Raw genomic sequence first — 13,407 nt, forward strand, 5'->3', positions numbered from 1 at the left:
TCGGTAATGACTATTTTTCGTCATAAGACGCACTGTGAATAACGCCCTCACGCTGACGGCTACAGTAGAAAATGCAGATAAGGCCAGTAACCAGTAAGCATAAAGACAGGAAGATAAGCCCGGGGGTGCGGCTGTGGGTGATGTCGTTGAGCACCCCCACCACATAGGGGGCAACAAAGCCGCCGATGTTGCCGATACTGCTCACCACCGCCAGCCCGGCTGCCGCAGCGGCGCCGGTAGATATGCTGGCAGGCATCGACAGGAACGGCGGTACAGAGGTGTAAATACCGATAGCGGCAAGACATAAAAACGACAGCGAAACCCACAGGTTATAGCCAAAGAACGCCACGGCCTCCACCAGCCCCAGGGCGGCCAGCACCATACTGACACCGGCAAACACGGCAATTTTGCGGGTCTTACTGGCCAGCAGGCTCCAGGGGTAAATCAACAATGCGGCCAGGCCATAGGGGATCAGGGCCAGCATACTGACGCGGAAAATATCATCGCCGGTGATGGCGCTAATAATCGAAGGCAGCCACATGCCAAAGCCATAAATACCGCATACCATGCCAAAGTTGAGCAGCGCATAGCGCAGATATTGCGGGTTTTTTATGCCGGATAAGAAATCCGCTAAGGTGATTTTTGTGCCGGATGTTGAGCGTTCCACGCTCTCCATCAGCCAGGCTTTCTCCGCGCGGTTCAGGTAACCGACTTCCTGCGGTGAGTTTTTAATAATAAAGGGCAGCAACAGCCCGATAATAATCGGCGGTATCCCTTCGATAATAAATAGCCACTGCCATGATGCAAGGCCGAACCAGCCGTTATCGATATTGAGAATAAACCCGGAGATCGGCGAGCCAATCGCATTGGACAGTGGCTGAACAATAATAAACATCCCGAGGATGCGGGTGCGATATTTAGGCGGAAAGAATATTGTGAAATAATAAACCACCGAGGGGAAGAACCCGGCTTCGCAAACCCCTAACATAAAGCGGCAAATATAGAGCTCCATCGGCGTGCGGACAAAGCCCAGCAGGGTAGCAAAAATCCCCCAGCTAATTAAAATACGCGTAAACCATATCCGCGGGCCGAACCTAACCGTCCCCGCATTGCTGGGGATCTCAAATAAAAAGTAACCAATAAAAAATATCCCCGAGGCAAAACCAAAGGCCGACGCGCTCAGCCCCAGACTATCCTCCAGCGCCATGGCGGCATACGCCATATTATTACGGTCAAGAAAGGCCAGGAAGTATAATAAAATCATCAATGGGACAATATGCAACGTCAGCTTTCTAATTGCGCTTTTTTCTGTATCCAGCAGTGTATTTTTTGACATCATCGTCATTCCTGTAGAGCACGCAGAGCAAAAGATAACCGGAGCCAAAACCTGGCCCGATAGTCAACATTCCATTTCGGCGAATATAAACGCATCATTGATATAACAGGCGCAGGGCACCCCGGGCTATATTTTCACCCGCGTATATATATCGGTATTTTTTCAAAAATAATTTCCGGTTCGGGGATATTCCCCGCGCCACTATATCTATAAATATATTAATGCCCCGCTATACGTACCGATTGCCGGCTAATCAATTGCGGGGCAAACAAATACTCCCCGGGGGGCAACCCTGGCTGTGCCATGCGGCGGATCACCCGCTCCACCATCAGCCGCGCCATTTGTGCCAGTGGCGGCATCACCGAAGTCAGCGCCGGAGATGCCAGCCCCGAGAGCGAAATATTATCGATGCCGACCAGGGAAATCTCCCCGGGAATAGCCACCCCCGCAGCGCGTAAGCCCACCATCATCCCTATCCCCAGCGCATCATTAATTGCCACAATACCGTCCGGGCGCGGATCGATAGCCAGGATTTGCGACACCAGCGCCTGGCCCAGTTCAAACATCTCCGCATCACCACATTCACGGTTGGCCTGCCCCTCAATTACCCGGTAGGGTAAGGCAATATTGCCGTGGCGCATTGCCGCCAGGAAGCCCTCAATTTTATGGCTGCGGCTCAGGGTTAAGGTGGCTTCAGTGGCAAAAATAATCCGCCGACAACCGCGAGAAATAAGATGCTCCGCCGCCAGCCGCCCGGCGGCAATATTATCCATAGAGACGCTATCAACAATACGCGCCTCCGCCGCGATACCGTCAGGGAAACGATTATCGTAACTGACTATCATCATTCCCCGCTCTGCCGCGCGCACAAAGTATGTTTTGCGGATATCACTGGCGGCAACAATAATGCCGCGCACCCCCTGGGAAAACATATCGTCAATAAAAGCGCGCTCTTCATCTTCCTGGCGGTAAGAGTTCCCCAGTAATACCCGGTAGCGATACGCCCGGGCGGCGAGATCAATTTCATGGGCCAGCGCCGAAAAACTGGGGTTCACAATCGAGGGCACTAACAGGCCAATAATAGGGGATTGTGTTTTGTCCTGGGCTGGCATATTTCTCAACGGATGGTAGCCCAGCTCGCCCATCGCTTGTTCAATCCGTAAACGGGTTTCCCCACTCATCTGGTGGCTGCGGTTATTCAGCAGGTTCGATACGCTGGTAATGGAAACACCGGCTTTACGGGCTACATCGCGAATATTTGCCATCTGTCAGTACCTGTATTATTCCGGCAGAGCCCCGGAAGCCGCCGCCTAATAATGCCCCGGCCCTGCTTAAGCAATCTATAAGGGAAAAGTAACCCAGACAAGTCTTCGGGCGGGATATGGCCAGCGCGATAACGCTTTTGTGAAAACAGTCATGGGCTGGCGCCAGTGTTTACTAAACAAAAAACCGCCGTGGCGGCGCGCAGTATGTAACCGGTAATGTGTATTGCCGGTAAAGCGCATCCACGCCAAAAGTGATTACCCATTACCCATAAAAAAGGGCAGACCCGCGTCTGCCCTGAACCACATGACATCACACACATTCACCCGCGCGGGGGGGTTACGACTCCAGCGCCTGGCTTACTGTGTTTTCCTGGAACTGCGGCGGCGGCTTGCGAAAGCGCCGGGTCAGATAAGCCAGATACAGCATACCCAGTGCCGCCCACACCAGCCCGAGGGTCAGCGAAGTTGCCTCCAGGTTTATCCACAACACCCCTACCGTCGCCGCTCCGACCAGCGGCAATAACAGATAGTGGAAGCGATCCTGCCAGGTTTTGTTATAGCCTTTACGCCGCCAGAAGTGGTTAAACACCGACAGGTTAACGAAGGTAAAGGCCACCAGCGCCCCAAAGTTGATCAACGCCGTGGCCGTCACCAGGTCAAAAAACAGCGCCGACAGGGCAACGATACCGACCATAATCACATTGAGTGCCGGGGTCCGCCATTTGGGGTGGACATAGCCAAATACCCGCTCCGGGAAAACGTTATCCCGCCCCATCACATACAACAGGCGCGAGACACTCGCGTGCGAAGCCAGCCCCGAGGCGAGGGTATTCACAAACGTGGTGCACAGGAAAATTGACTGGAACAATTTGCCGCCCACATACAGCGCGATTTCCGGTAGTGCGGCGTCGGGGTCTTTAAAGCGGCTGATATCCGGGAAGAAAAGCTGCATAAAGAAAGAGGCGGCAATAAAGATAATCCCGCCGTACATCGCCGTCAGGAAAATCGCCCGCGGGATCACCCGCGCCGCGTCTGGCGTCTCTTCCGACAGGGTGGTGACCGCATCAAAGCCGAGGAATGAGAAACAGACAATGGTCGCCCCGGTAATGATTGGGATCAGGTGCGCATTTTCACTGATAAACGGCTGCAGTGACCACACCGTGCCAACCCCTTCCCCTTTATGTAGCCCCTGGATCACCAGCACGATAAACACCACCATGATGGCGACCTGCACCAGCACAAACAGGGTATTAAAGTTAGCCACCAGATTGACGCTTTTAAGGTTGGCCGCCGTCAGGATCGCCACAAAGCCCACTACCCATATCCACTGGGGCACCTCCGGGAACATGGCCGACAGATAAATCTTCGCCAGCAGCACGTTAATCATCGGCAGGAATAAATAGTCGAGCAACGATGACCAGCCCACCATAAACCCCACATAGGGGCTAATGGACTTCTGGGCATAGGTATAGGCCGATCCCGCCTCCGGAAACTGGCGGACCAGTTTGCCGTAGCTGATTGCCGTAAACAGTACCCCGGCCAGCGCCAGCAAATATGAGGCCGGTACGTGGCCATCGCTGATGCCAGATACAATGCCGAAGGTATCAAATACGGTCATCGGTGTCAGATAGGCGAGGCCCATCATCACCACTTGCCACAACTTCAGTGATTTTCGCAGCCGGGTTTTACCGGCGGGTGGGGTGTTAAAAGAGGAATTAGTCGCCATAAGCCAGCCCCCCCATGCGTACGCCGGCATTCATGGGTGTTTTCCTGAATGTCATCCTGCGGTGCAATGGGGTGGCCGGTATAAAAAGGGAGCCTGCACTCCGGGAGATATCCGCAAAGGCGCAGACAGGGTGACAGGTAGCGCCACTCTCGCCCCGGGAGTATGTGAACATTTGCATCATCTCATTTCCTCGTCACAGTCGTTAAGTATTAACTGAAGCCCCGTTGCCGCCTGCGCTCCTTAACGCGACATCCGGGAAATGGCTGGTTCACCAGCAAATACTCAGGCCAGGCTCCGCTCAGGCCCTATGATGCTCGCCGGGATTATTGGTTATTTATCCCCCAGCGCGGGTCAGTGCATCAGGTATCACCTACCTGTGATGCGCATATTATGATTTTCGTCCCCTAAAGGCACGATACGTTTTAACAGCAACGCTACAATTTTACTCCATTCGCTGAATTTCCACACCAGACGGTGCAGAACAGCCTCCGAATACCGGAGGTCTGTCCCGTTTCACGTCACAGAAAGCGCACTCAACTACGAATAAACGCCAGCAGATCGGCATTGATGGTGGCGGCATGAGTAGTCGGCATGCCGTGGGGGTAACCCGGGTAGGTCTTCAGGGTGCCGTTTTTCAGCAATTTTGCCGACAGCGGGCCGGAGTCTGCATAGGGAACTATCTGATCATCATCCCCGTGCATCACCAGCACCGGAACCGCTACCCGCTGGAGATCCTCAGTAAAATCGGTCTGTGAGAATGCCACTATCCCGTCATAATGCGCTTTGGCGCTGCCCATCATCCCCTGGCGCCACCAGTTGAGGATCACCCCAGGCTGGGCGGTCGCCCCATCCCGGTTGAAGCCGTAAAAGGGCCCGGCGGCGATATCGTGGTAGAACTGGGCGCGGTTGGTGGCCACCTGATGCTGGAAATCATCAAACACCGATTTGGGCAGCCCGCCGGGGTTAGCCGGGGTCTGTACCATAATGGGGGGCACCGCACTGATAAGCACCGCCTTCGCGACCCGGGCATCCCCGTGGCGCGCCACATAATGGATAACTTCACCGCCGCCGGTGGAGTGCCCGGCGTGGACCACATGGTGCAGATCGAGGTGTTTTACCACCGCCAGCACATCATCCGCGTAATGGTCCATATCATGGCCATCCCAGACCTGGCCGGAGCGGCCGTGGCCCCGCCGGTCATGGGCCACAACACGGAACCCCTCGGCGAGGAAAAACAGCATCTGAGCATCCCAGTCATCGGCACTCAGCGGCCAACCGTGGTGAAAATAGACCACTGGCGCATCCTTCGGGCCCCAGTCTTTAAAAAAAATCTCCACCCCATCCGGTGTTGTCACGAATCCCATAGCGATACTCCTGTGGTAGGTAGTCGGGTCAGTGCATTCTGGACATGAACACCGCGGCGCTCGCGCCCTGATCTGCAGCACTATAGCTTTATCAGCGTAGACCATTTGGCCTTACTGGCACGCCACAGGACTATTGCCAGAGGGGAACAGAAAGGTATTTTTACCCGGAGGATCAGTACCACAAGAGAGGGATTACGCAGGACAGGAGAGCAGAAACAGGCGGACAGCAGTGCTGCCCGCCGAAGGGTAACTTACACGTCGAAGCGATCAAGATCCATCACCCGCGACCAGGCGGCAATGAAGTCTTTGACAAACTTCTGCTGGGCATCGCTGCTGGCATACACTTCAGCCAGAGCGCGCAATACAGCGTTAGAACCAAACACCAGATCGGCACGGGTAGCGGTGAATTTCACTTCACCCGTTTTGCGATCCCGGCCTTCAAACAGCTCATTATCGCTGCCTTCAACCGGTTTCCAGATATTGCCCATATCCAGCAGATTCACAAAATAATCATTGCTGAGGGTTCCCGGACGTGATGTCAGCACCCCGTGCTGGCTACCGTCGTAGTTGGCACCCAGCATACGCATACCGCCGATCAGCACAGTCATTTCCGGTGCCGTCAGGGTCAGCAACTGGGCTTTGTCGACCAGCAGCGTTTCGGTCGTCGGGCCGCCTTCTGCGCCACGGTAGTTGCGGAAGGCATCTGCCGCAGGCTCCAGCACCGCAAACGAGGCAACATCCGTCTGATCCTGGCGCGCGTCAACACGGCCCGGGGTAAACGGCACTTCAGCAGCAACACCGGCAGCCGCCGCGGCTTTTTCAATCGCCACATTCCCGGCCAGCACAATGATATCCGCCAGAGAGGCTTTACCGCTGGCTTTCTGAATCGCTTCCAGCACCGGCAGTGCGCTCACCGCAAGCTGGTTCACTTCCCAATCACGTTGTGGTGCCAGTGCCAGACGCGCACCGTTCGCCCCACCGCGTTTATCCCCACCACGGAAGGTGGAAGCGGACGCCCAGGCAACAGAAATCAGCTGGCTGATGCTCAGATCAGAAGCGGCAATCTTCGCTTTCAGATCGGCAATATCGGCGGCTGTCGGCTGGTGTACCGCTTGCGGTAACGGATCCTGCCAAATCAGATCTTCTTTCGGTACTTCAGGTCCGATGTAACGCGCTTTTGGCCCCATATCACGGTGGGTCAGTTTGAACCACGCCCGGGCAAACGCTTCATTGAACGCCTGCGGATCGTTGAGGAAGCGGCGAGAAATTTTCTCGAAGTCCGGATCAAAGCGCAGTGTCAGGTCAGTAACCAACATGGTTGGTTTACGTTTTTTGGACGGATCAAACGGATCCGGGATAATTTCCGGGCCGTCTTTGGCTTCAAACTGGATAGCCCCCGCCGGGCTGTGAGTCTTAACCCACTCGTAGTTAAACAGGTTCTCGAAGAAATAGTTGCTCCACTGGGTCGGGGTCTGGGTCCAGATAACTTCCAGGCCAGAGGTGATAGCATCAGCACCCACGCCGCTCCCGTAAGTGCTGGTCCAGCCGAGCCCCTGGTTTTCCAGACCTGCCGCTTCCGGATCGGCGCCCACATGGGTAGCCGGACCGGCCCCGTGGGTTTTACCCAGGGTATGGCCACCGGCAATCAGCGCAACGATCTCTTCATCGTCCATTGCCATGTTATTAAAGGTCGCGCGGATAGCCGGCGCGGCAGATAACGGATCACCACTGGCGTTTGGCCCTTCCGGGTTCACATAGATAAGCCCCATTTCGGTAGCCGCTAATGGATTCTTCGCCAGATATTCCGGGTCACGGTGTGCCAGCCAGGTTTTTTCATCCCCCCAGTTGACATCCATATCAGGTTCCCAGACATCGTCACGGCCGCCCGCAAACCCGAAGGTGCGGAAGCCGGCATTTTCCAGCGAGACGTTACCCGCCAGTACAATGAGATCGGCCCAGGAGATTTTTTGACCGTATTTTTGTTTGATAGGCCACAGTAAACGGCGCGCCTTATCCAGGCTGACGTTATCTGGCCAGGAGTTCAGTGGTGCAAAACGCTGCTGCCCACGGCCTGCGCCACCGCGGCCATCCACCATACGGTAGGTACCGGCACTGTGCCACGCCATACGAATGAACAGCCCAATGTAGCTACCCCAGTCGGCTGGCCACCATTCCTGTGAGTCGTTGAGCAACGTTTTGATATCGGATTTTAATGCTGAATAATCCAGTTTCTGGAATTCAGCGCGGTAGTCGAAATCTTCACCCAGTGGATTAGAACGGTTGGAATGCTGATTCAGTAAATCCACGCGAAGTTGATTCGGCCACCAATCCAGACTATTTGTCCCGCCGCCAGCAGCCTGCTTAGGCGCCGTATGATGAAACGGGCATCCAGCTGCTGAAGGCTCTGTTCCTGATTTGCTCATGACATGCTCCATACTCTTCTGTTAGGGGATTTTTAGTATATACAGCACAGGGAATAATAATTAATTGGATAAACCTACCAGTGCAATGCGTTTTACCACGACTATTGATCAGGCTCGTACTTAGCCGGGAATTTTCGCACATTTTGTCTTATACAATTAAATACAGTGATCTTCTACTTGTCTTCAACGAGAGAGGAATATTTTAAATATATATTTTATTTTTCATTATTATCATATAGTTATATAAATAATGCATACCATCAACATCATTAAAACAGTCATAATAAAAACACGTTATTACCCGCGTTATCATCCCCACATAAACTGACATAAATTTGCAATCGATCTATAATAACGATTGTTTTCACCCATCATCCCGCCGCATTAAATATCGCTGCCAGCAGGCAAAAAGCAACACAATAATAAACTACCCGCAGTGACAATTACGCTGTGATATCTGTCACATTCATCACCCTGGCAACCCCATACGCCTCAATAATTGCGTCCTCTTTACTTACTGTGGGCTAACCCCCGGGTAATATTGCCCCACCACCCGCGTGATTAGATAAGTACGCCCCTACCCAACATCAGAGGATCAGATGAAACGATTACTGGATTGTAGTGCATCGGAGATGCGCGTTATGGACAAACCCACCCTACTGCACGCCATTCGCGCCAGTGAAGGCCGGATACTGGTCAGTGAAACTATTGCTATGACCCAGCCGCTGCTTAACGGGGTCACCAATGCCGAGCTGGCCGCCTCGATGGGGGCCGATATTGTGCTGCTCAATATGTTCGACTGCCAAAAACCGCTGATCAACGGCCTGCCCCCAGGCTGCCCGCCGGACCAGTGCCTGGCAGAACTACAGCGTCTGACCGGACGCATTATTGGCGTGAATCTTGAAGCAGTGGACCCGCACCACGCCTCACAGCACGGTGAGATGTGGCAAATGACCCCGGGGCGGGCTGCCAGTGTGGAAAATGCCCGCCGGCTCATCGGAATGGGGGCCAGGATCATCGTGCTGACCGGTAATCCGGATAACGGCGTCAGTAATGCCGCCCTGGCCGATGCGGTTCAGGCACTGCGTGATGCCGTAGGCGATCAGGTGGTACTGGTCACCGGTAAAATGCACGGGGCGGGTATCGTGCGGGAAAGCGGCAGTGCGATTATCAGTGAGCAAGATGTTGAGCGCTTCGCCCGGGCAGGCAGCGATATTATTCTGATCCCGGCGCCGGGTACCGTGCCCGGTATGAGCCAGCAGCGGGTGGCGGATCTGATTGCCTGCGCCCATCAGCATCAGCGCCTGGCAATGACCGCCATCGGCACCTCTCAGGAAGGGGCCGATCGGGAGACAGTACGCCAGATAGCACTGATGAGTAAAATGGCCGGGGCAGACCTGCACCATATTGGCGATACCGGGTTCATGGGGCTGGCACTGCCGGAAAATATCCAGACGTACAGTATTGCTATCCGGGGGGTGCGCCACACCTATACCCGTATGGCCCGTTCGGTTAACCGCTAATAAGACGGGGGCCAGCGGCCCCCTTTCATCACAATAAACAACAGAACAGACGACGATTTACCCGCTGGCGGCAATAATATGGGTACCGGTTTCTCCGCGTATCGCCGCAGGCAGGGACGACGGCGCCGTAATGATCACCCGCTTCCCGCCGTGACCTAAAAACGCCAGGCTGGCGGCAATCTTGGGTTTCATGCTCCCGGCAGGGAAATGGCCGTCATCCAGATATTGCGCCATCCGCGCCATACTCACCTCCCCCAGCGCCTGCTGCTGCGGTGTGCCAAAATGCAGGCAAACCTTTTCTACCCCGGTGGTGATCACCAGCAGATCGGCGCCTATCTCGCGGGCCAGTAATGCACTGGTAAGATCTTTGTCGATAACGCCATCAACGCTCTGATAATCCCCCCCGGTAGTGCGCACCACCGGTACCCCGCCGCCCCCCCGCAGCGATGACAATAAACCCCTGAGCGGACAGTAGCTCAATGGCAGGCGCAGCAAGGATATGCCGCGGCTGTGGGGAGGGCACCACCCGCCGGTATCCCCGGCCCGCGTCCTCCATAAAACACCAGTCCGGGTGCTGCGCCTTGAGCAAGGCTGACTCACCGGCGCTATAAAACAGGCCCACCGGTTTATCCGGGGCGCTAAAGGCCGGGTCATCTGCGGCAACCTCTACCAGAGTCACCAGGCTAACCGCCGCCTGTGAACTGCGGGTAAACGCCTGCTGTAGCTGGGAACCTATGCCGCCCTGGGTGGCGGCCACACAGTAAGCCAGCGGCACCCGGGGCAATGCCAGTTGCTGGTGCGCGATGGCCGAGCGCTGCAGCTCCAGCCCTACCTGGGGGCCATTGCCGTGGGTCAGCACAACCCGGTGGCCCGCCGCCTGTAGCGCCACAATATGTTCTGCCAGCTGATTAATTGCCTGTTGCTGGCGGGCGACCGACACCTCCTGATTGCCCGGCGCGATACTGTTGCCGCCAATGGCAACTACCGTTAGTACACTCATTGCTCAGCCTCCGCCACCAGCCGGGCGGCTTCACGCTGGTTCAGCAGGTGCTTAAGCACAAAAATACCCGACATCATCAGGTAGGCCGCCACAAACCACAGCGAGGTTCCCTGAGCAAAGCCCACCGAGGGGGAATGGATCACCCCAAACAGCACCAGCACTGCGCCACCGGCCCCGGCAATCGCCCCGCGTAAGGGTTTATCGGTAATCGCAAAGATGGCAATACAGCCCCACAGCATACTGGCCAGCGGCGCACCACTCCCCAGATGCACCAGCCCCTGGTAATAGACCCCTTTGCCGTGCAGCACATCCAGCCCCAGCTGCGCCGCTGAGGTTCCCGCCGCACTCATCACGCTGTTGACGATACTCAGCGCCCAGTTGGCTACCCACGGGAACAGACAAATAAAGATAACCGGCACCTCTATTTTTGGTGTTTCCCGCACCACCTGATTCGCCGTCACCACCCCGATAAAGACCAGGATAGGCACAATGGCGGTCATCGGGATAATCGCCAGCATCAGCGCCCCGAGCCCAAACAGCGGCACGATAAACATCGTCACCCCGGATGCCAGGGTATAGGCAATACTGGCGCCCATCGCCTTCCAGCCCGCGTGGCCCACATACACCGTGACCGGGAACGGGTTCCCCAGCATGCAGCCGAGCATTGACGATAACCCGTTCGCCATCATCACATTTCGCGTGTTGTAGGGATCACCGGCGGCGTGGGCGCTTTCGATATTCTCCAGATCAAAAATGTAATTCGCCAGCCCGAGGGGCACCGCAGACGCCAGGTAAGGTAACGCATAAGGCACCCCCTGGAAGAAACTGTGGACGTGGATCTCCGGTGGGTTAAACCCGAGCCCCGCCATCGCAGCGTTAATATCATCCGGGCTTTGTAAGCCGGAAAGCCACGCCAGTACCGTCCCGGCAATCAGCGGCTCCGTTGCAGAAAATTATCTTTAGTCGGACAATGGCAGGGTCTGTCTTTTTTGATAGCCCCCACTCTTATGTCAGTGATCAGTTGATGATTCATCGATTAATCAACGATGGGGCCAAAGCAAAGTTTATTAAGCAGCCTTTCTATAAGCTTAATAAAAATGCAAGGGCGTTTTCTAATCGTATAAGTCTTATAGAGATGCTTAAGCAGCAAATTTATCTCTATATCAAATTACGCTGTTTTGCGGGGATCCCCATGATCATGTTACGCACAATGGCAAAACACTTTCTTTTCAGAACTCACTAAGAACTACTGGCTATGAAAAAACTGATTATTGATATCGATATGACCTTAACCAAGGGAAAAGGCGCTGTAGGTTACGAAGATGCTCTGGTAAATCATGACCTTGTGGCGAAATTAAAAGAATATAAAGAACAAGGCTTCACGATTGTATTGAATACCAGTCGTAATATGAACTCTTATAATAACAATGTCGGGCTAATTAATAAAAATACGCTGCCGGTGATTCTTAAGTGGCTTGAAGTAAATGATATTCCTTACGATGAAATCTATGTAGGTAAGCCCTGGTGTGGCCATGAAGGCTTCTATGTGGATGATAAAGCAATCCGTCCCAGTGAATTTATTAACTATTCCTATGACGAGATTGTTGCGCTTTTAAGGAAAGAAAAATGATCATAATTTTGTCTGCACAGTATGTCGAGCAGGACTTACGTGCTGAATTTGGTGAAATTCCACCGACCTTTTTGCCTGTTGGGAATAAACGGTTATACACTTATCAAATTAAAAACATCCGCAGTGAAAACCCGGATGAAAAAATTTGTATGACGTTGCCTAAAAACTTCCAGATCGGTTCCTGGGATCAGCAGGCGCTGGCGGAAGCCAATATCAATGTTATTCAGATCGACGAAAATTTCTCCCTTGGCCAGTCTATTGCATTTTGTCTGGCATCTGCCTGCACGGCGGAAGACGATGATAGTGTTATTATTTATTACGGCGATACACTGTTACGAAACCCGGTAAATTTGCAGAATACGGGAAAAGATGTGATCTATACTGCACGTTCAGATTTTAACTATGTCTGGATGAAGGTAAACGATGGGTTCGAAAGCAATGATTCTGTTTTTTGTGGCGTGCTTAGTATTGGCAACCCGCAGTTGCTGATCCGTAACCTTATCAGTACCAATTTTGACTTTACGAAAAGCCTGTTTAAATACAACGAAACAAACAAGTTTGTACAAGAACACCGAAGCGACTGGCTGGATTTTGGTCACCTGAATACCTTCTATGATTCTAAAACAATCGTGACCACTGAGCGGGCATTTAACGAACTCACAATTAACAAGTATTTCGTTGAAAAACGGTCACAGAAAAAAGAAAAGCTGCATGCTGAAGCGAACTGGTTCAGTAATGTGCCGGAAGAGATGGCTTACTATGCGCCAATGCTGATCAGTCACGGCGAAGAAGACACCGGCTATCGCTACAAACTGGAGTACCTCTACAGCCCGACGCTGACGGAGCTGTTTGTTTATGGTAACCATCCGCAGGCTATCTGGGGACAAATCATTAACTCATGTTTCCATTTTATTGAGCGCTGCTATGAAATCCGTAACCCAGGGTCTTCAGCGGATTTTTATAAATCACTGGTCAGTAAAAACGAAACACGACTGGATGAGTTTATTGCCGCTAATCCCCGTTTTGGCAATGTCGTCAAAGACGCGGCTTTGTTGAATAAATCAGATTTCGGGTAAGTCTCCCCCGTAGCGGGTTGTGTTTTCAGGCAATACGCACACTTTCAGGCATACCTGCTTTCGT

General features: G+C 53.6%; 8 protein-coding genes and 2 pseudogenes. 3 read left to right on the top strand and 7 right to left on the bottom strand.

Features of this window, described 5'->3' with window-relative positions; all coding sequences use genetic code 11:
- Positions 1 to 10: 10 nt before the first annotated feature.
- From F9C28_RS16530 to katG, 5 genes are all read right to left on the bottom strand, one after another.
- Complete coding sequence (locus tag F9C28_RS16530) at positions 11 to 1,336, bottom strand: MFS transporter (protein ID WP_199016412.1); 1,326 nt, start codon at positions 1,334 to 1,336, stop codon at positions 11 to 13.
- A gap of 218 nt (positions 1,337 to 1,554) precedes the next feature.
- On the bottom strand, positions 1,555 to 2,601 hold the full coding sequence (locus F9C28_RS16535; protein WP_199016406.1) for a LacI family DNA-binding transcriptional regulator: 1,047 nt from the start codon (positions 2,599 to 2,601) through the stop codon (positions 1,555 to 1,557).
- Between the two features lie 337 nt (positions 2,602 to 2,938).
- On the bottom strand, positions 2,939 to 4,327 hold the full coding sequence (locus tag F9C28_RS16540; RefSeq protein ID WP_199016407.1) for an APC family permease: 1,389 nt from the start codon (positions 4,325 to 4,327) through the stop codon (positions 2,939 to 2,941).
- Positions 4,328 to 4,860: 533 nt separating this feature from the next.
- Positions 4,861 to 5,691: an alpha/beta fold hydrolase gene (locus F9C28_RS16545; RefSeq protein WP_199016408.1), complete on the bottom strand. Its 831-nt coding sequence runs from the start codon at positions 5,689 to 5,691 to the stop codon at positions 4,861 to 4,863.
- Between the two features lie 251 nt (positions 5,692 to 5,942).
- On the bottom strand, positions 5,943 to 8,114 hold the full coding sequence (gene katG / locus F9C28_RS16550; protein WP_199016409.1) for a catalase/peroxidase HPI: 2,172 nt from the start codon (positions 8,112 to 8,114) through the stop codon (positions 5,943 to 5,945).
- Between the two features lie 599 nt (positions 8,115 to 8,713).
- On the opposite strand from katG, the gene F9C28_RS16555 reads away from it, so the two are divergent.
- On the top strand, positions 8,714 to 9,637 hold the full coding sequence (locus tag F9C28_RS16555) for a DUF7916 family protein (protein WP_199016410.1): 924 nt from the start codon (positions 8,714 to 8,716) through the stop codon (positions 9,635 to 9,637).
- Positions 9,638 to 9,694: 57 nt separating this feature from the next.
- Here F9C28_RS16555 and F9C28_RS16560 read toward each other — a convergent pair.
- Positions 9,695 to 10,637 (bottom strand): annotated as a pseudogene (locus F9C28_RS16560) (carbamate kinase).
- A pseudogene (locus F9C28_RS16565) lies at positions 10,634 to 11,572 on the bottom strand (xanthine permease); the annotation flags it as partial. The pseudogenes F9C28_RS16565 and F9C28_RS16560, both read right to left, overlap by 4 nt.
- A gap of 320 nt (positions 11,573 to 11,892) precedes the next feature.
- Between F9C28_RS16565 and F9C28_RS16570 the strand changes: the two are divergent.
- Both F9C28_RS16570 and F9C28_RS16575 read left to right on the top strand, forming a co-directional pair.
- Positions 11,893 to 12,267, top strand: a complete 375-nt coding sequence (locus F9C28_RS16570; protein ID WP_124064324.1) for an HAD family hydrolase — start codon at positions 11,893 to 11,895, stop codon at positions 12,265 to 12,267.
- On the top strand, positions 12,264 to 13,343 hold the full coding sequence (locus F9C28_RS16575; protein ID WP_233149126.1) for a hypothetical protein: 1,080 nt from the start codon (positions 12,264 to 12,266) through the stop codon (positions 13,341 to 13,343). Before F9C28_RS16570 ends, F9C28_RS16575 begins: the two co-directional genes overlap by 4 nt.
- The last annotated feature ends 64 nt before the right edge of the window (positions 13,344 to 13,407 follow it).

The organism is Shimwellia pseudoproteus (assembly GCF_016415625.1).
Taxonomy (GTDB): Bacteria; Pseudomonadota; Gammaproteobacteria; order Enterobacterales; family Enterobacteriaceae; genus Shimwellia; species Shimwellia pseudoproteus.

Coding starts and splice junctions, on each gene's coding strand:
- F9C28_RS16530 (WP_199016412.1), bottom strand. CDS start 1,336: ATGTCAAAAAATACACTGCTGGATACAGAAAAAAGCGCAATTAGAAAG.
- F9C28_RS16535 (WP_199016406.1), bottom strand. CDS start 2,601: ATGGCAAATATTCGCGATGTAGCCCGTAAAGCCGGTGTTTCCATTACC.
- F9C28_RS16540 (WP_199016407.1), bottom strand. CDS start 4,327: ATGGCGACTAATTCCTCTTTTAACACCCCACCCGCCGGTAAAACCCGG.
- F9C28_RS16545 (WP_199016408.1), bottom strand. CDS start 5,691: ATGGGATTCGTGACAACACCGGATGGGGTGGAGATTTTTTTTAAAGAC.
- katG (WP_199016409.1), bottom strand. CDS start 8,114: ATGAGCAAATCAGGAACAGAGCCTTCAGCAGCTGGATGCCCGTTTCAT.
- F9C28_RS16555 (WP_199016410.1), top strand. CDS start 8,714: ATGAAACGATTACTGGATTGTAGTGCATCGGAGATGCGCGTTATGGAC.
- F9C28_RS16570 (WP_124064324.1), top strand. CDS start 11,893: ATGAAAAAACTGATTATTGATATCGATATGACCTTAACCAAGGGAAAA.
- F9C28_RS16575 (WP_233149126.1), top strand. CDS start 12,264: ATGATCATAATTTTGTCTGCACAGTATGTCGAGCAGGACTTACGTGCT.